The 16507-nt window shown below is 73.8% G+C and carries 19 protein-coding genes; 6 read left to right on the top strand and 13 right to left on the bottom strand.

The features are described 5' to 3' along the window. Position 1: 1 nt before the first annotated feature. From NE234_RS40205 to NE234_RS40175, 7 genes are all read right to left on the bottom strand, one after another. Positions 2–334: a hypothetical protein gene (locus tag NE234_RS40205; RefSeq protein ID WP_252786406.1), complete on the bottom strand. Its 333-nt coding sequence runs from the start codon at positions 332–334 to the stop codon at positions 2–4. Further along, complete coding sequence (gene hisH, locus NE234_RS40200) at positions 334–960, bottom strand: imidazole glycerol phosphate synthase subunit HisH (RefSeq protein WP_252786405.1); 627 nt, start codon at positions 958–960, stop codon at positions 334–336. Before hisH ends, NE234_RS40205 begins: the two co-directional genes overlap by 1 nt. Further along, positions 957–1547, bottom strand: coding sequence for an imidazoleglycerol-phosphate dehydratase HisB (hisB, locus tag NE234_RS40195; RefSeq protein WP_252786404.1), 591 nt, complete (start codon positions 1545–1547; stop codon positions 957–959). The genes hisH and hisB overlap by 4 nt, the downstream gene beginning before the upstream one ends. Positions 1548–1723: 176 nt before the next feature. Next, on the bottom strand, positions 1724–2797 hold the full coding sequence (locus tag NE234_RS40190) for a histidinol-phosphate transaminase (RefSeq protein WP_252786403.1): 1074 nt from the start codon (positions 2795–2797) through the stop codon (positions 1724–1726). Further along, the gene (hisD, locus tag NE234_RS40185; protein ID WP_252786402.1) at positions 2794–4101 is read right to left on the bottom strand and encodes a histidinol dehydrogenase; all 1308 of its coding nucleotides are present in this window, start codon (positions 4099–4101) and stop codon (positions 2794–2796) included. The genes NE234_RS40190 and hisD overlap by 4 nt, the downstream gene beginning before the upstream one ends. 84 nt (positions 4102–4185) lie before the next feature. Beyond that, positions 4186–4980 (bottom strand): PhzF family phenazine biosynthesis protein, encoded by a 795-nt coding sequence (locus tag NE234_RS40180; protein WP_252786401.1) that lies wholly within the window; start codon positions 4978–4980, stop codon positions 4186–4188. Between the two features lie 22 nt (positions 4981–5002). Beyond that, positions 5003–5164, bottom strand: a complete 162-nt coding sequence (locus NE234_RS40175; protein ID WP_252786400.1) for a hypothetical protein — start codon at positions 5162–5164, stop codon at positions 5003–5005. A 269-nt stretch (positions 5165–5433) separates the two neighbouring features. Here NE234_RS40175 and NE234_RS40170 point away from each other — a divergent pair, with 269 nt between their 5' ends. Both NE234_RS40170 and ybaK read left to right on the top strand, forming a co-directional pair. Further along, the gene (locus tag NE234_RS40170) at positions 5434–6096 is read left to right on the top strand and encodes an LON peptidase substrate-binding domain-containing protein (RefSeq protein ID WP_252786399.1); all 663 of its coding nucleotides are present in this window, start codon (positions 5434–5436) and stop codon (positions 6094–6096) included. Positions 6097–6116: 20 nt separating this feature from the next. Next, positions 6117–6614 (top strand): Cys-tRNA(Pro) deacylase, encoded by a 498-nt coding sequence (gene ybaK, locus NE234_RS40165; protein ID WP_252786398.1) that lies wholly within the window; start codon positions 6117–6119, stop codon positions 6612–6614. Here the strand turns inward: ybaK and NE234_RS40160 are convergent. After that, the gene (locus tag NE234_RS40160; RefSeq protein WP_252786397.1) at positions 6498–7109 is read right to left on the bottom strand and encodes a hypothetical protein; all 612 of its coding nucleotides are present in this window, start codon (positions 7107–7109) and stop codon (positions 6498–6500) included. The two genes, ybaK and NE234_RS40160, sit on opposite strands and share 117 nt — an antisense overlap. Positions 7110–7211: 102 nt before the next feature. Here NE234_RS40160 and NE234_RS40155 point away from each other — a divergent pair, with 102 nt between their 5' ends. Further along, positions 7212–7898, top strand: coding sequence for a DUF6882 domain-containing protein (locus NE234_RS40155; protein WP_252786396.1), 687 nt, complete (start codon positions 7212–7214; stop codon positions 7896–7898). A gap of 176 nt (positions 7899–8074) precedes the next feature. Here the strand turns inward: NE234_RS40155 and NE234_RS40150 are convergent, their stop codons facing one another. Continuing rightward, positions 8075–8710 carry a GOLPH3/VPS74 family protein gene (locus NE234_RS40150; RefSeq protein ID WP_252786395.1) on the bottom strand — a complete coding sequence of 212 codons (636 nt, stop codon included), beginning with the start codon at positions 8708–8710 and terminating at the stop codon, positions 8075–8077. A gap of 55 nt (positions 8711–8765) precedes the next feature. Next, complete coding sequence (locus NE234_RS40145) at positions 8766–10037, bottom strand: MFS transporter (RefSeq protein WP_252786394.1); 1272 nt, start codon at positions 10035–10037, stop codon at positions 8766–8768. 71 nt (positions 10038–10108) lie between these two features. Here NE234_RS40145 and NE234_RS40140 point away from each other — a divergent pair, with 71 nt between their 5' ends. Next, positions 10109–11074: a GlxA family transcriptional regulator gene (locus tag NE234_RS40140; RefSeq protein WP_252786391.1), complete on the top strand. Its 966-nt coding sequence runs from the start codon at positions 10109–10111 to the stop codon at positions 11072–11074. 148 nt (positions 11075–11222) lie between these two features. On the opposite strand, the gene NE234_RS40135 is transcribed toward NE234_RS40140, so the two are convergent. Both NE234_RS40135 and NE234_RS40130 read right to left on the bottom strand, forming a co-directional pair. Next, the gene (locus NE234_RS40135; protein WP_252786389.1) at positions 11223–11909 is read right to left on the bottom strand and encodes a response regulator; all 687 of its coding nucleotides are present in this window, start codon (positions 11907–11909) and stop codon (positions 11223–11225) included. Beyond that, complete coding sequence (locus tag NE234_RS40130; protein ID WP_252786387.1) at positions 11906–13255, bottom strand: sensor histidine kinase; 1350 nt, start codon at positions 13253–13255, stop codon at positions 11906–11908. The genes NE234_RS40135 and NE234_RS40130 overlap by 4 nt, the downstream gene beginning before the upstream one ends. A gap of 220 nt (positions 13256–13475) precedes the next feature. On the opposite strand from NE234_RS40130, the gene NE234_RS40125 reads away from it, so the two are divergent. Further along, the gene (locus tag NE234_RS40125) at positions 13476–14870 is read left to right on the top strand and encodes an FAD-binding oxidoreductase (protein ID WP_252786386.1); all 1395 of its coding nucleotides are present in this window, start codon (positions 13476–13478) and stop codon (positions 14868–14870) included. Between the two features lie 35 nt (positions 14871–14905). Here the strand turns inward: NE234_RS40125 and NE234_RS40120 are convergent, their stop codons facing one another. Further along, positions 14906–15841 (bottom strand): RNA polymerase sigma-70 factor, encoded by a 936-nt coding sequence (locus NE234_RS40120; protein ID WP_406567134.1) that lies wholly within the window; start codon positions 15839–15841, stop codon positions 14906–14908. Positions 15842–16011: 170 nt separating this feature from the next. Between NE234_RS40120 and NE234_RS40115 the strand changes: the two genes are divergently transcribed. Next, positions 16012–16488, top strand: a complete 477-nt coding sequence (locus tag NE234_RS40115; protein WP_252786383.1) for a carboxymuconolactone decarboxylase family protein — start codon at positions 16012–16014, stop codon at positions 16486–16488. Positions 16489–16507: the final 19 nt, after the last annotated feature.

Raw genomic sequence — 16507 nt, 5'->3', positions numbered from 1 at the left:
GTCAGGACCTCCGGTCGAAGGCGAGCGTGACGAACACGGGGACCAGGAACACCGACAGGGCCAGCACCCCGAGCCGTCCGGTCCACGAGGACAGAGAGATCCAGGCGATCACCTGGACGAGGACGAAGATCACCGCGACGATGGCGTTCTGCTCGCGGCGGCGGCGGGCGAGGATGCCGCCGGGCCGCCCCGACCGGCGCGGCAGGAGCCGCGTGATCCGGGCGATCCGGGCCCGGCGGCGCGCCGCGCGGGCGTTCCGGCGGGCGGCCTCGGCGGCGGCGCGCTCACGCGCGGCCTCGCGCTCCGCCCGCCGCCGCTGCCGTTCCTTGCTCATCAGAGCGTCGACAGCCAGTTCTTCAGGACGGCGGCGCCGGCGTCGCCGGACTTCTCCGGGTGGAACTGCGTAGCGCTCAGCGGGCCGTTCTCCACCGCCGCGACGAAGGGCTCGCCGTGCTCGCTCCAGGTCACCAGCGGCGGGGTGAACCGGCCGGGCGGCATGTCCCAGCGGCGCACGCCGTACGAGTGCACGAAGTAGAACCGCGTGTCGGGGTCCAGGCCCGCGAACAGCGTCGTCCCCTCGGGCGCCTGGACGGTGTTCCAGCCCATGTGCGGCAGGATCGGCGCGTCGAGCCGCTCCACCGTGCCCGGCCACTCGGCGCAGCCGTCGGTGGTGATGCCGTGCTCGACGCCCTTCTCGAACAGGATCTGCATGCCGACGCAGATGCCGAGCACCGGGCGGCCGCCGGCGAGGCGGCGGCCGATGATCTGCTCGCCGCGGACCCCGCGCAGGCCGTTCATGCAGGCCGCGAAGGCGCCGACGCCCGGCACCACCAGGCCGTCGGCGTTCAGCGCCGCGTCGAAGTCCGCGGTGACCGTGACGTCCGCCCCGGCCCGGGCGACGGCCCGCTCCGCGGAGCGGAGGTTGCCCGATCCGTAGTCGAGGACGACGACGTTCTTCACAGGGCGCCCTTCGTCGAGGGGATGCCGTGCGCGCGCGGGTCGTGGGCGACGGCGTCGCGCAGGGCCCGCGCCAGCGCCTTGAACTGCGCCTCGACGATGTGGTGGGCGTTGCGCCCGTACGGGACGTGGACGTGCAGGCAGATCGCGGCGTTGAACACGAACGCCTCGAAGATGTGCCGGGTCATCGTCGTGTCGTAGTCCGGGCCGATCATCGGGGCGATGCCCTCCGGCTCGGTGTGCACGAGGTACGGCCGGCCGGACAGGTCGACCGTCACCTGGGCGAGCGTCTCGTCGAGCGGCACACTCGCATCGGCGAACCGCCGGATGCCGGACTTGTCGCCCATGGCCTCGCGGAACGCCTGACCGAGCGCGATCGCGGTGTCCTCGATCGTGTGGTGACTGTCGATGTGCAGGTCACCGGAGGTCTTCACGGTCAGGTCGAACGACCCGTGCTTGCCCAGCTGCGTCAGCATGTGGTCGAAGAAGCCGACGCCGGTGGCGACGTCCACCCGCCCGGTGCCGTCCAGGTCGATCTCGACGACGACCTGGGTCTCCTTGGTACCCCGCTCGACGCGTCCGGTGCGCATCCGCTGCTCTCCTCCGGTGGTGGAAGTCGTGTTGGACTGCGCTCGCTGGCGCGAGCGCGGTTCGCCGGCGCCCAACGCGCCGTCTTCCCTCGTCGCTCCGGTCGCTTCGCTCCCTTCCCTCGTCGCTCCGGTCGCTTCGCTCCCTTCGCTCCTCAGTCCAGACGACGCGCGCCCGCTCACTGGGCCTCCTTCAGGGCGGCGCGGAAGGCCGCCATCTCCTCGGGCGTGCCGACGCTGACCCGCAGCCACTCCGGCGGGCCGACCTCGCGGATCAGCACGCCGCGGTCCAGGACGCCCTGCCAGACGGCGCGCCGGTCGGGGAACCGCCCGAACAGCACGAAGTTCGCGTCCGAGTCGGCGACCTCGAAGCCCTCCCCGCGCAGCCAGCCGACCAGGGCGTCGCGCTCGGCGCGCAACGCCTCCACCGCGCCCAGCAGCTCCTCCTGATGGGCGATGGCCGTGCGAGCCACCGCCTGCGTCACCGCCGACAGGTGGTACGGCAGGCGCACGAGCAGCAGCGCGTCGATCACGGCGGGGTCCGCGGCGAGGTAGCCGACCCGGGTGCCCGCCATGGCGAACGCCTTGCTCATCGTCCGGGTGACGATCAGCCGGGGGTTGCCGGGCAGCAGCGACAGCGCGCTCGGCGTGCCCTGCCGGCGGAACTCGGCGTACGCCTCGTCGACCACGACCATCCCCGGCGCCACGGCCAGGACCGCCTCGATCGCCTCCAGCGGCAGGGAGGTGCCCGTCGGGTTGTTCGGCGAGGTCAGGAACACGATGTCGGGACGGTGCTCCTCGATCGCCGCGACCGCGCGCTCGGCCTCCAGCCCGAAGTCCTCGTCACGGAACGCGTCGATCCACTCCGTGCCGCTGACCCGCGTGATGATCGGGTGCATGGAGTACGACGGCTCGAAGCCCAGCGCGCTGCGGCCCGGGCCGCCGAACGCCTGCAGGATCTGCTGGATGATCTCGTTCGAGCCGTTGGCCGCCCACACCTGCCGGGCCGTGACGCCGTGGCCGAGGTAGTCGGCGAGGTCCTTGCGCAGCTCGACGGCGTCGCGGTCGGGGTAGCGGTTGAGGCCGCCGGCGACGTCGGCGACCGCGCGGCCGAGCGCCTCGACCAGCCGCGGCGACGGCGGGTAGGGGTTCTCATTGGTGTTGAGCCGCACCGGCACGTCCAGCTGCGGCGCGCCGTACGGCTCCCGCCCCCGCAGGTCGTCGCGGATCGGGAGATCGCGCAGAGTGGTCACTCGGGGATTCCCCAATCGAACCGCGCCTTCATGGCGGCGCCGTGGGCGGGGAGGTCCTCGGCCTCGGCGAGCGTGACGACCCGGCCGGTCACGTCGGCCAGGGCCTGCTCGTCGTAGTCGACGACGTGGATGCCGCGCAGGAAGGTCTGCACCGACAGGCCGCTGGAGTGGCAGGCGCACCCGCCCGTGGGCAGGACGTGGTTCGAGCCGGCCATGTAGTCGCCGAGCGACACCGGGGCGTGCGGCCCGACGAAGATCGCGCCGGCGTTGCGCACCCGGCTCGCGACCGTACGGGCGTCGGCGGTCTGGATCTCCAGGTGCTCGGCGGCGTACGCGTCGACGACCTTCAGCCCGGCGTCGACGTCGTCGACGAGCACGATCCCGGACTGGCGGCCGGCCAGGGCCGCGGTGATCCGCTCGGTGTGCTTGGTCCGCGCGACCTGCTCCGCCAGCTCACGCTCGACCGCGGCGGCGAGCTCCTCGGAGTCGGTGACCAGGACGGCGGCGGCGAGCGTGTCGTGCTCGGCCTGGCTGATCAGGTCGGCGGCGACGTGCACCGGGTCGGCGGTGGCGTCGGCCAGCACCGCGACCTCGGTCGGGCCGGCCTCGGAGTCGATGCCGATGACGCCCTTGAGCAGCCGCTTGGCCGCCGCGACCCAGATATTGCCGGGCCCGGTGACCATGTCGACGCGCCGGCACTCCTCGGTGCCGTAGGCGAACATCGCGATCGCCTGCGCGCCGCCCGCGGCGTACACCTCGTCGACGCCGAGCAGGGCGCACGTGGCGAGGATCGTCGGGTGCGGAAGGCCACCGAACTCCTGCTGCGCCGGCGAGGTCACGGCGAGGGACTCGACCCCCGCCTCCTGCGCGGGCACGACGTTCATGACGACGCTGGAGGGATAGACGGCCTGACCGCCGGGGACGTACAGCCCCACCCGCTCCACCGGGACCCACCGCTCGGTGACGGTGCCGCCCGGCACCACCTGCGTGGTCACGTCGGTGCGCCGCTGCGCGCGGTGGACGACGCGGGTGCGGCGGATGCACTCCTCCAGCGCGTCGCGGACGGCGGGGTCGAGCTCCTCCAGCGCCCGGCCGATGGCCTCCTGGGGCACCCGCAGCGACTCGACCTTCACCCCGTCGAAGCGCTCGGTGTAGTCCCGTACGGCCTCGGCGCCGCGATGGCGTACGTCATCGCAGATGGGCCGCACCTTCTCCAGGGCGGCCTCGACGTCGAGCTCGGCTCTCGGCAGCACGGAGCGCAGGTCGTCGGGAAGGGACCCGCGCAGGTCGATACGGGATATCACCTGATCAGTCTACGAAGCCGCGTCACCCGCCCGGACGCCCGTCTCACGGAACGAGACACCAGAGACCGGAGCGACGGCCGGTGGTCAGGCGCGCAGACCGCCTTCGATCACGGTGACGGCGGCGCCGCGGAGGATGACGCGGTCGTCGCGGACCGACACGCGGACGTCTCCCCCGCGCGCCGACGCCTGGTGGGCCAGCAGGTCCGCGCGGCCCAGGCGCTCGGCCCAGTACGGGCCCAGCATGCAGTGCGCCGACCCGGTCACCGGGTCCTCGGGAACCCCGACCCTCGGCGCGAAGAAGCGGGACACGAAGTCGTGGTCCTCGCCGGGCGCGGTGACGCAGATCCCCCGCGCGTCGATCCGGCCGAGCGCGTGCCGGTCGGGCCGCAGTGAGCGCACGGTCGCGGCGTCCGGCAGGAGGGCCAGGATGTCGTGTTGGGCGTTGCGCCCGGTCCAGAGCGGCTCGGCGGCGAGGGCCTCGGCCAGGCCCGCGGGCGGGTCGATCCGCACGGGAGGCACGGCGGGGAAGTCCATGGCGAGCAGGTCGTCCTCCCGCCGCACGGTCAGCACGCCGCTGTGCAGGGTCCGGAAGCGGATCGGCCGGTCGCCGGGGGCGGCCCCGGTCTCGTACAGCACGTGCGCGGCGCCGAGCGTGGCGTGCCCGCAGAGGGCGACCTCGACGGCGGGCGTGAACCAGCGCAGCTCGTAGTCCGCGTCCGGGTCCTCGACCGGGCGCGGGAACGCCGTCTCGGACAGGTTGAGCTCCGCCGCGACGCGCTGCATCCAGCCGGCGTCCGCCGGGCCGGTCAGCGGGCAGACCCCCGCCGGGTTTCCCGCGAACGGCCGGTCGGTGAAGGCGTCGACGACGTACACGCGCATGCGGACACCCTAAATTCCGGTGTCACGCACCCGGCCGCGTGCCCCCGGTGAACTGCTCCGAGTTCTCCTGCCCCTCGGCGGCGGCCGGGCCGCCGGTGGGAAAGCCGCCCCAGCGACGAGGGCGGGCGACGATCCAGCCGAGGATGAATCCGACGCACAGGCTGGCGATGGTCAGGAAAAGCATGTTCAGCCACATACGGGCCTCCGGGCGACCAAGCCGGCGGGAGGTACCGCCGTACCGCGGCGGCGGGGCCGCGCGGTCGTCCGACCGTAACTCCGCAGCTCGTGGTGGTGTGTGCCGGTTGACGCGATCTAGCCCAAGGTGACTACGGTCACACCGTCCGACCGGTGACCTCCGCACTGGTCCCTGATCGTCCGCGCCGACCGCCTTTACGGTGTAGATCACAAAAACGGACGCGACGGCGACCGCCCCGACGTCGTACGCTGAACGCCGTGACCGAACGGCTACCGATCTTTCCGCTGGGAGCCGTGCTGTTCCCGGGGCTGGTGCTGCCCCTCCAGATCTTCGAGGAGCGGTACCGCGACCTCATGCGCGATCTCCTGGAAGGCGAGGAGCCGTTCCGGTTCGGCGTCGTCTCCATCGAGCTGGGGCACGAGGTGGGCCCCGGCGCCGCCCGCCGGCTCGCCGCGGTCGGCTGCACCGCGGAGCTCCGCGGGATCCAACGCCACGACGACGGCCGCTACGACGTGGTCACGAGCGGCGGCGCCCGGTTCCGGATCGAGGACATCGACGACTCCCTGAGCTACCTCCGCGCCGACGTGACGATGCTGCCCGAGGAGGACGGCCCGGACGCCGGCAAGATCACCGAGCCGGTGACGCGGCTCTTCCACCGGTACTGCGACCGGCTGTCCGAGCACGGCGCCGAGGTGACCGAGATGGAGGAGCTACCGGCGGAGCCGATCCAGCTGTCCTATGTGGTCGCCGCCTCGATGGTCCTGGACCGCCACGACAAGCAGCGGCTGCTGCAGGCCGAGGACGCCGCGACCCGGCTGCACCTGGAGTACGACCTGCTGCGCCGGGAGAACGTCCTGCTGGAGGCGCTCCCCACCGTGCCGGCGTCGGAGTTCCTCGGCGGCACCGTCAGCCCCAACTGAACCCTGGAAGAGAGACACCTGTGGCATCGAACCGGCGATCGGGCGGCAAGGGCACGCCCGCCACCGTGTCGGCGACCCGCGCCGGAATCGCGTTCACACTGCACCCGTACGAGGTCGATCCGGACGCGGACTCCTACGGCGAGGCCGCCGCCGACGCCCTCGGCGTGCCTCACGACCGGCTGTTCAAGACCCTGGTGGCCGAGGTGGACGGCGACCTCACCGTCGCGGTCGTGCCCGTGTCGTCCTCGCTCGACCTCAAGGCCCTGGCCTCCGCGGCCGGCGGCAAGCGCGCCGCCATGGCCGACCCCGCGCACGCCGAGCGCGTCACCGGGTACGTCCGCGGCGGCATCAGCCCGCTCGGGCAGCGCAAGACACTGCCGACGGTCGTCGACGCCTCCGCGTCACGGTTCCCGACGATCTACGTCTCGGCCGGTCGGCGCGGCCTCCAGATCGAGCTCTCCCCCGCCGACCTCGTCCGCCTGACCCGGGCGTCCACCGCCGGCATCGCCCGCGGCTAGCTTCGCCCGCGACTCCCGGTTCGCCACGTCCAGGGCCTCCAGCAGGCCGAACACCACCACCGCCGTCAGCGGCCAGGCGAGGACCACGCCGTAGGCGTGCAGGCCGAGCGGCGCGTGGACCAGCGTCCCGTCGCCCGCCGTGCGCAGCGCGTGCCGGTAGCCGCTCTGGCCGACGAGGTGACCCAGCCGCCAGGCGACGATCGCGGCGGCGAGACCGCCCGCCGCGATCCCCACGAGCAGGCCCTGCTCTCCCAGCCGTCCCGCGAGCACGTAGGCGGCGACGCCGCAGAGCAGGCCGGCGGCGACGGTCAGCACGGCGAACCAGCCGTCCGCCGCGATCAGCGTCTCGGTCTCCGGATCGGCAAGGAGACCCTTGCCGCCCGAGACCTGGTAGGCCGTCCGGGGCGCGATCGCGACCCACAACAGCCCGATGGGCACTCCCAGCACCGTGATCGCAAGCGCCGCCAGCAGTCCGATGCGTATCCGGCTCGCCACTCGCCCTCCCCCGGCGTCGGTGAACAAGGCAGCGTAGCGCCTTAACCTGGACGCCTCCTGGCCTGCTCCGCTACGTCGATCTTCTGAGATAGTGTGCCCGGCATGTCAGGATTCAGCCCGGCGTTCGAGCGGCTTGGAGCCGCGTACGCGGCGGTCGCCGCCCAGCAGCAGGAGGTTCTGGCGGAAGTCCTGCCGGCGGGCGCCGACTGGACCACCGATCTGACGGCCGGCACGTACACCCAGGGCGACGTCACGTTGCACGTCGCCCTGATCGGGAGCTTCGCCGAGAGCGACCGCAGCTGGCTGTGGGGCTGGGCCAACCCGCAGTTCGGCCCCGAGAATCCCGCCGTGCTGAATCCCCGCCCCATGGGCTCCCGGCTCGGCGTGCCCGAGATGACGACGCCCGAGCTGGACCTGGCCTGGTACGACGGACCGGCCCGTAACGGCGGCGAACTGGTCGCCCTGGTCACGAACGGCCTCCTCGGCCTCAGCGGAACGATCCCCGGCCGTTACGACGGCGGTATCGCCTACTTCGCCGTCCGCGACCCGGCCGTGCCGAACGGCGGGTGGGACTCCGTCACGGCGCCCCGCCTGATCACCGGCGGTCTCTCCCTCTTCCCGGCCGACCACCGGCTGACCGTGATGCGGTTCTTCAGCCACCACCGGCTGCCGTACCGGCAGACCGAGACGTCGATCGTCGCGAACCTCCCGGACGGTGGCTCCTGCGTCGCGCGGTTCGACGACCGGGACCGGCTGGCCGACCTGTCGATGACCGTTTCCGGCCGCTGACCACCGGCGGCCGCTCCCGGCCGCCGATCCCCGGGGCACGCCGTTTCCCGTCGCACGCCGCCGGGGCACGCCGTCTCGGGCCGCCGGCCCCCGGGCCGCCGCTTCCGGCCGCCGGCTCCAGGCGGCCGTCGGCCTCAGGTCCGCGAACCTCAGGCTCGCCGATCCCCGGCCCGTGCTCAGACCGGGACGCTCCCGAGCTCCACGGCGAGGGCCCGGCGTACGGCGTCGGCGACCCAGTCGTCCTCGGTCATCGCGCGCATCCGGTCACGGAGCGCACGCCAGTTCCCCGACGTGGCGAACACCGCCTTGCTCAGCCCGGCGGCCGCGACGAGCGCGCCGAGGGCGAGGGTACGGGCGTCGGCGGGCGCGTCCGTCGTGACGGCCGCGACGACACGCTGCTGCGCCTCCCACAGTCCCACGATGTCGCGGACGGGATGCCGGGTCTCGACGAAGACGCCGAGCGTCCGGTGGAGGCGGTGACGGTCGACGGCCACCTGACCGTGATCGGCCAGGCGCGCCAGCAGCCGCTGCTGGTGGTCGGTCGCACGCAGCCGGGTCACCCATTCCTGGGGGGTCCGGCCGCGAGGCGAGGCCGCGATGTCGGCGAGGAGCCCGTCGAGGACCGGATCACCGACGGGCTCGGTGTCGGCGACGGCCAGCACCGTGCCGTCGAGGCCGATCCGGCCGGCGAGCCTCAGCTCCGACAGCATCGCGCCGCCGACCCCGCAGTCGAGCTCGACCGGGCCGATACGGGACTTACCGCGCAGGTCATAGGCGAGGAGCAGCAGCTCCTCGGCCAGCGTCTCAGGCACGTTTCGCACTGTAAGCGGCTCGTACGAAGTCTCGGTTAACACTGGGCAAAGCGTTTTACCCGGCCATTACCCGCCTCTTGATCCGGACCGACAGCAGTGCGGCCAGGAGGCACAGGGCCCCGGCCCCGTACCAGGCGGCCGCGTAGTCGCCGAGCCGATCGCGGATGACGCCGGCGGCGACGGCGGCGGCCGCCGCGCCGATCTGGTGGGAGGCGAAGACCCAGCCGAAGACGATCGGCCCGGTCAGCCCGAAGTGCTCCCGGCACAGGGCGACCGTCGGCGGCACCGTGGCGACCCAGTCCAGACCGTAGAAGATGATGAACACCAGCATGCTCGGGTGCGCGGTACGCGCGAACAGGCTCGGCAGCACGAGCAGCGAGCACCCGCGCAGGGCGTAGTAGACGCCGAGCAGCACCCGGGAGTCCGCCCGGTCGGTGAGCCAGCCGGAGAAGATCGTGCCGGCCACGTCGAAGATCCCCACGAGGGCCAGCAGGTTCGCCGCCGTCGTCTCCGGCATGCCGTGGTCGTGCGCGGCCGGGATGAAGTGCGTGCCGACCAGGCCGTTCGTGGACGCCCCGCAGATCGCGAAGCCGCCGGCGAGCAGCCAGAAGACCGGCGTACGCGCGGCCGTGGTGAGCGAGCCGAGCGCCCGCCGCGCCGCCCCCGTGTTGTGCGGCTTCGGGACGACCTCGGGGGCTCCGTACGGCGGGACGCCGACGTCCGCGGGGTGATCGCGCAGGAGGAGCACGACGAGGGGCACGACGGCCAGCGCGGCGATACAGACGGTGACCGCGGCCGAGCGCCAGCCGTGCATGTGGGTCAGGTGGGCGAGGATCGGCAGGAAGACCAGTTGCCCGGCCGCGCCGGCCGCGGTGAGCACGCCGGTCACCAGCCCACGGCGTTCCACGAACCACCGGGAGGTCACGGTGGCGACGAAGGCCATGGCCATCGACCCCGTACCGAGGCCGATCAGCACGCCCCAGCAGGCGATGAGCTGCCACGGCGCGGTCATGAAGACCGTCAGGCCGCTGCCCGCCGCCACGAGCAGGAGCGCGCCTGACACCACCACCCGCATCCCGAACCGGTCCATCAGAGCCGCCGCGAACGGGGACGTCAGACCGTACAACAGCAGGTTGACCGAGACGGCGGAGGCGATCGTGCCACGCGGCCAGCCGAACTCGGCACGGAGGGGATCGATGAGGACGCCGGGCGTGGCACGGAACCCGGCGGCGCCGACGAGGGCGATGAGCGTCACCGCGGCGACGATCCAGGCACGGTGCAGGCGTGGGCGAGCCCGTGCCGGTGTGTCGGGAAGTGTCTGGGTCACGCAGTGGAGTCTCCCGATCGGCGATTCCGTCCGCGAGTGGCCCGAAAGCCAATATGTGAAAGAATCGGGCCATGACGCATGAGGTGGTGGTCCTCGCCGTCAATGAGGTCGTCGCGTTCGACCTGGGGGTTCCGTCGCAGATCTTCGGGGCGGCCCGGGACGCCGGCGGACGGCCGTACTACCGGGTCCGCGTCTGCACCCCGGACGGCGGACCGGTGCGCACGTCGGCCGGGTTCAGGGCCGTCCCCGACCACGGCCCGGAGATCCTCGCGGCCGCCGACAGCGTCGTGGTGCCCGGGGTGCACGGCGGCGCGGCTCTGGAGGACGGCGTCCTGGAGCCACCGCTGGCCGCCGCGCTGGCCCTGCGGCGCCCGGACACGCGGCTGATGTCGATCTGCACGGGCGCCTTCGTGCTGGCCGCCGCAGGTGTGCTGGACGGCCGTCCGGCGACGACGCACTGGGCGCACGCGGACCGGTTCCGCGCACTGCACCCCACGGTGCGGCTGGACCCCGGCGTCCTGTTCGTGGACGACGGCGACGTGCTGACCTCGGCCGGAGTGGGGGCCGGGGTGGACCTGTGCCTGCACGTCATCCGCCGGGACCACGGCAGCGCCGTGGCGAACCGCGCGGCCCGGCGTTCGGTGATGCCGCCGTGGCGCGAGGGCGGGCAGTCCCAGTTCATCGAGCGGCCGTTGCCGGCGACCACCGGGGCCTCGACGGCGGAGACCCGCGCCTGGGCCCTGGAGCGGCTGCAGGAGCCCCTCGACCTGGCACGGCTGGCGCGCCGGGCGGGCATGAGCGTGCGCACCTTCACCCGCAGGTTCCGCGCGGAGACGGGGCTCAGCCCGGCGCAGTGGCTGATCCGGCAGCGGATCGAGGAGGCCCGGCGGCTGCTGGAGACCACCGACCTGCCGATCGACCAGGTCGCCGAGCGCGCCGGGCTGGGCACGGCGGCCTCTCTGCGCCAGCATCTGCACGCCGCCGTGGGGGTGTCCCCCGCCACCTACCGGCGGACGTTCGGCGTCGCGCGGGTCTGACGCCCCGCCCCCGGTCCTCGGCCGACGGGCACCGACGGCCCGCACCGGACCCTCGGCCGCCGGGGCACGGGCGGCCCGCCCCCGGCCCTTCGGCCACCGGGATCCGGCGGCCGGCCGTCGGGCGTCGGGCGTCGGGCGTCGGAGCGCGTCAGCGGTCGGAGTCCCACGGCGCGGCGGAGGCGTCGCCGGCCCGGACGAGCCCCGACTCGTAGGCCAGGACGACCAACTGGGCGCGGTCGCGGGTGCGCAGCTTGGTCATCGCCCGGCTGACGTGGGTCTTGGCCGTCGTCGGGCTGATCACCATGTGCGCGGCGATCTCCTCGTTCGACATCCCACGGGCGACCAGCGCGGTCACCTCGCGCTCCCGGTTGGTGAGGACGTCGAGCGCGTCCGGGGAGGCGGGCGGGCGGCGGGAGACGAACTCCCTGATCAGCCGCCGGGTGATCGCCGGGGCGAGCAGCGCGTCGCCCCGTGCGGCGACGCGGACGCCGTGCAGCAGGTCGGCGGGTTCGGTGTCCTTCACGAGGAAGCCGCTCGCCCCCGCGCGGAGCGCCTCGAAGACGTACTCGTCGAGCCCGTAGTTGGTCAGCATGACGACGTGGACACCGGACATGCGCTCGTCGGCGGTGATCCGGCGGGTCGCCTCGATGCCGTTGAGGACGGGCATCTGCACGTCGACGAGGGCGACGTCGGGCAGGTGGGCGGCGGCGAGCGCGACGGCCTCCCGTCCGTCGGCGGCCTCGGCGACCACCTCGAGGTCGTCCTCCGCCTGCAGCAGGGCACGGAACCCGGCGCGGATCAGCGCCTGGTCGTCGGCGAGCAGGACGCGGATCACAGCGCCGCCTCCTCGTCGCGGACGGTGTCGCGCCGTCCGGGTACGACGCCGTCGAGGGCGGCGTGGTCGGCGCCGGCACGACTCGGCGCGGCCCCGCCGAGGGTGGGATCGCGGTCGGTGGCGAGGTGGGCGGCGCGGGTCCGGCCGGGCGTGACGGGGTCGTCGCCCGCGCCGTCCAGGGCGGGGAGCGGATGGCCGTCCGCCCGCGGCTCACCGGTGGTCGGGAGGTCGGCGTGGACGGTGAAACCGCCCCCGGCGCGGGGTTCGGCCCGCAGCCGGCCGCCGAGCGCCGTGACGCGCTCGCGCATCCCGGTCAGGCCCACGCCCGGCTCGTGCGGCGTTCCCGGCGTGGCGCGGCCGTCGTCGTCGACCCGTACGGTGAGCGTGTCGTCGCCGTAGCGGATGAGGACGGAGGCGGCGGCCGGGCCCGCGTGCCGGGCGACGTTGGTCAGCGCCTCCTGGACGATCCGGTACGCCGCGCGGTCGACCGCCGTCGGCAGGTCGCGAGGCCGGCCGGTGACCGTGACATCGGCCGGCAGCCCCGCGGACCGGGCCCGGCGCACCAGGTCCGGCAGCCGGTCGAGGCCGTTGCCGGTGGGCTCGCCGTCCCGCAGCACCTCGAGCGTGGCGCGCAGCTCCCGCATCGCCTCGGCGCTGGCCTCCTGGATGGCCAGCAGCGCGTCGGGCACCGGCTCGCCGCGCTTGCGGGCGAGGTGGATCGCCACGCCCGCCTGGACCTTGACGATGGAGATGCTGTGGGTCAGCGAGTCGTGCAGCTCGCGGGCGATCCGCAGGCGTTCCTCGCCGGCGCGGCGCAGCGCCATCTCCTCGCGGGTGCGCTCGGCCTCGGCGGCCCGTTCCCGTGCCTCGTGGACGTAGGCGTCCCACTGCCGGAACGCACCGCCCATCATGGCGCTGGCCACCAGCCACCCGGCCAGCAGGAATCGGTCCTGCAGCACCTGACGGACCGGCTCCCCGTGGTGGAGGGTCAGATCAGTGATCACCACGACGACGAGGGCGGCCTTGGGCACGAGCACGACGACCCGGCGCCCGGCGCGCATCGCGGTGAACAGCGCGACCATCACCGGCTCGGCGGCGGCCACGCCGGGGTAGCCGCGTACGAGGTAGGCGACGACGCAGGCCGTCGTGACCAGCAGGACGGGGACCGGGGCGCGGCGGCGTGCGAGGAGCGCGGCGGAGCCGGCCAGCAGCAGCAGGTAGCCGAACGCGTCCAGCCCGGTCCGCCCGGGCGGCGCGATGGCCGCGCCGATCAAGGCCACGGCGGCGACGGCCACCGAGATGATCAGGTCGGACACGGGTGGGCGAAGCCGGTGCTGGATCCCCATTCGGGCAGCGTAAACCGCCGCCCGCCCCCTTCGGCTCCTCCCGGAAAAGGAGCCGCGCACTACTCCCACCGGAGTACACCGGCCTCCGCTGCGCCGAACGCGGCAGCGCGACTGCCGCCCCCCGGCCGATGACGCCGGGGCGGCCGGACGGCGAGCATCGGGACGTCCGGAAGGAACCGTCACACCGGTGACGGCCGGCACCCACGGGGAGCGGAACCCGATGACCCAAGCGACGACCGTCGGCCCGGAGGGCGTCGCGCGCACGCTGCGCGACACCTTCACCGGGCCGGTGCACCTGCCCGGCGACGCCGCGTACGACACGACCCGATCGGGCTGGAACCTCCTGATCGACCATCGTCCGCTGATCGTCGCCGAGGCGACCGGGCCCGGTGACGTACGGGCCGCGGTCCTCGCCACGCGCGAGGGCGGGCTGCCGCTCACCGTCCAGGCGACGGGGCACGGAACGTACGTGCCCGCCGACGGCCTGCTGCTCACGACGGGGCGGATGGCGGGCGTACGGGTCGACCCGTATCGGCGCGTCGCCCGGGTCGGGCCCGGCGCGCGCTGGTCCGATGTGATCGCCGCGGCCGCGCCGTACGGCCTGGCGCCGCTGTCGGGCACGCCGTTCGTCGGCGTGACCGGCTACACCCTGGGCGGCGGCACCGGATGGCTGTCCCGCAAGTACGGGTACGCCGCCGACTCCCTGCTGAGGGCGGACCTGGTGACCGCCGACGGCGAGCACGTGACCGCGGACGCCGACCACCACGCCGACCTGTTCTGGGCGCTGCGCGGCGGAGGCGGCAACTTCGGCGTGGTGACCGCCCTGGAGGTCCGGTTGCACGCCGTCGGCCGGGTCTACGCGGGCGTGTCCCTGTACGACGCCGGCCGTGCGGCCGGGACCCTCGCGCGGTACCGGGAGTGGGCGGCCGGGGAGCCGGATGAGCTGAACACGGCCGTCATGCTGATGCGGATGCCGGACGTCCCGGGCGTTCCCGAGCCGGTGCGCGGCCGGCCGGTCCTCGGCGTCCGGGTCTTCCACCTGGGCGGGTACGAGGAGGCCGAGCGCCGGCTGGAGCCGCTGCTGGAGGCCGCGGGCACGCCGCTGGTGGACGGGTTCCGCGCGATGACCTTCGCGGAGGCGGGCACGGTGATCGCCGGGGCGTCGGGGCCTCCGATGGCGGTCCGCCAGCACATCGACCTGTTCCGGGAGTTGCCGGACGCGGTGCTGGGGGCGCTGCCGGACCCGGCGTTCGCCGACCCGCCGGGACCGGCGGTCGAGGTCCGGCACTGGGGCGGGGCGATGGCGCGGCCCGCCCCGGACGCCGGCCCGGTGGGCCACCGCGACGTGCCGTTCTCGGTGATCGCGACCGCGCCCTACGGGCCCGGATACGGCGACCCGGGCGCACGGGCCCGCGTCGACACGGGCGTCGACGACCTCGCCCGCCGTCTTCGGCCGCACGCGACCGGCGGGTCGTTCCTGAACTTCCTGGCCGATCCGGCCCGGACCGCGACGGCGTACACGCCGGAGGACCACGCGCGCCTGGCCCGGGTCAAGAAGACCTGGGACGCCGACGACGTGTTCCGCCCGGGCCACCACATCCCGCCGCTGTCGTAGGCTCCGGAGCGGCTCCGCGGGAGGGGAAGGCCGGCTCAGCGGCGCAGCGGGGTCTCTCGCTCGACCCGTGACAGCTTCTCGGGGTTGCGCACGGCGTAGAGGCCGGTGATGAGGCCGCCGTCGATGCGCACCGCGATGACCGTGTCGATCTCGCCGTCGAGCCGGAGGATCAGCGCGGGATGGCCATTGACGTGGGCCGGCCGCAGCGATGCCGCGGCGCCGAACCTGCGCAGGCCGGCGGCCAGGGGGGCCACCCGATCGGCCCCCACGATGGGCGCCGGGGCGGCCTCCTTGATGCCGCCGCCGTCGCCCAGGAAGACGACGTCCGGCGCGAGGACGTCGAGCAGGCCCTGCAGATCGCCGGTTGCGACCGCCTGCTGGAACGCCTCGAGCGCGCTGCGGGTCTCGGTGGCCGAAACGACCCCGCGTGGCCGGCGCGCGGCCACATGGGACCGTGCCCGGTGGGCGATCTGGCGAACCGCGGCGGGGCTCTTGTCGACGGCTTGGGCGATCTCGTCGTAGGCCAGGTCGAACACCTCACGCAGGACGAACACCGCGCGCTCGGTCGGCGTGAGCGTCTCCAGCACCAGCAGCATGGCCATCGAGACGCTGTCGGCCAGCCCGACGTCGTCGGCCACATCGGGCGTGGTCAGCAGCGGCTCGGGCAACCACGTGCCGACGTAGGACTCCTTGCGGCGGCCGAGCGTACGCAGCCGGCTGAGCGCCTGCCGGGTGGTGATTCGGACCAGGTACGCGCGCGGCTCTCGCACCGTGCCCGGATCGACGCCTGTCCACCGCAACCAGGTCTCCTGCAGGACGTCTTCGGCGTCGGCGGCCGAGCCGAGCATCTCGTAGGCGACGGTGAACAGCAGGTTGCGGTGGGCCACGAACGCCTCGGTGGCGGAGTCCATCCTGCCGCCATCAGCGTACGGCCCGGCCCTGTCCACGGTCGGCTCTCCGCGTTCCCTCATCGCCGGCTCCTCCGCCTGTTCGCCCTCGATCGTGACACGCGCACAAGACGCCGCTCCCCGCCGCCGTGTGACACCCGCGCGCGGTGGCGTAGGTCACACGGCCGTCCTGTCACAGGGCTCGGGACGCCGGCATCTCTTGTTCGACCCGTCACAACGGCAAGGAGCACACGATGACCGCTCGTTTGGACCTGTTCGGCACTCCGACCACGGCCAAGGCCGCGGGACACTTCGGCACGGCGAGCAAGACGATCCTTCAGGGCTCGACGCTGCCCGCCGCGACCCAGAAGCTGGTCCTGCTGCGCGCGAGCCAGATCAACGGCGACGGTTACGCCACCGACGTGTGGAGCAAGAACGCCGCACACGCCGGAGAAGACGCGACCCGCGTCAACCTCGTCGCGGCCTGGCGCGAGTCCACGGTGTTCACCGACGCCGAACGCGCCGCCCTGGAAGTCGCCGAGCAGGGCACCCGCATCGCCGACGCGGCCGGTGGCGTCACCGACGAGGCATGGGCCGACGCCGCCGAGCACTACAACGAGAACCAGCTGGCCGACCTGGTGATGCTCATCGCACTCATCAACGCCACCAACCGCATGGGCGTCATCCTCGGCCGGCGCGGCGGCGACTACCAGCCCGGCCGCCTCGGATAACCCCGGGCAGCCGGCATCA

This window comes from Actinoallomurus rhizosphaericola, assembly GCF_024055675.1.
GTDB classification, from domain to species: Bacteria; Actinomycetota; Actinomycetes; order Streptosporangiales; family Streptosporangiaceae; genus Actinoallomurus; species Actinoallomurus soli.
This window is presented reverse-complemented; position numbering and strand designations above follow the sequence as displayed.

Coding starts and splice junctions, on each gene's coding strand:
- NE234_RS40120 (WP_406567134.1), bottom strand. CDS start 15,841: ATGAGGGAACGCGGAGAGCCGACCGTGGACAGGGCCGGGCCGTACGCT.
- NE234_RS40115 (WP_252786383.1), top strand. CDS start 16,012: ATGACCGCTCGTTTGGACCTGTTCGGCACTCCGACCACGGCCAAGGCC.
- NE234_RS40205 (WP_252786406.1), bottom strand. CDS start 334: ATGAGCAAGGAACGGCAGCGGCGGCGGGCGGAGCGCGAGGCCGCGCGT.
- NE234_RS40130 (WP_252786387.1), bottom strand. CDS start 13,255: ATGGGGATCCAGCACCGGCTTCGCCCACCCGTGTCCGACCTGATCATC.
- hisB (WP_252786404.1), bottom strand. CDS start 1,547: ATGCGCACCGGACGCGTCGAGCGGGGTACCAAGGAGACCCAGGTCGTC.
- NE234_RS40125 (WP_252786386.1), top strand. CDS start 13,476: ATGACCCAAGCGACGACCGTCGGCCCGGAGGGCGTCGCGCGCACGCTG.
- NE234_RS40155 (WP_252786396.1), top strand. CDS start 7,212: ATGTCAGGATTCAGCCCGGCGTTCGAGCGGCTTGGAGCCGCGTACGCG.
- NE234_RS40180 (WP_252786401.1), bottom strand. CDS start 4,980: ATGCGCGTGTACGTCGTCGACGCCTTCACCGACCGGCCGTTCGCGGGA.
- NE234_RS40175 (WP_252786400.1), bottom strand. CDS start 5,164: ATGCTTTTCCTGACCATCGCCAGCCTGTGCGTCGGATTCATCCTCGGC.
- NE234_RS40140 (WP_252786391.1), top strand. CDS start 10,109: ATGACGCATGAGGTGGTGGTCCTCGCCGTCAATGAGGTCGTCGCGTTC.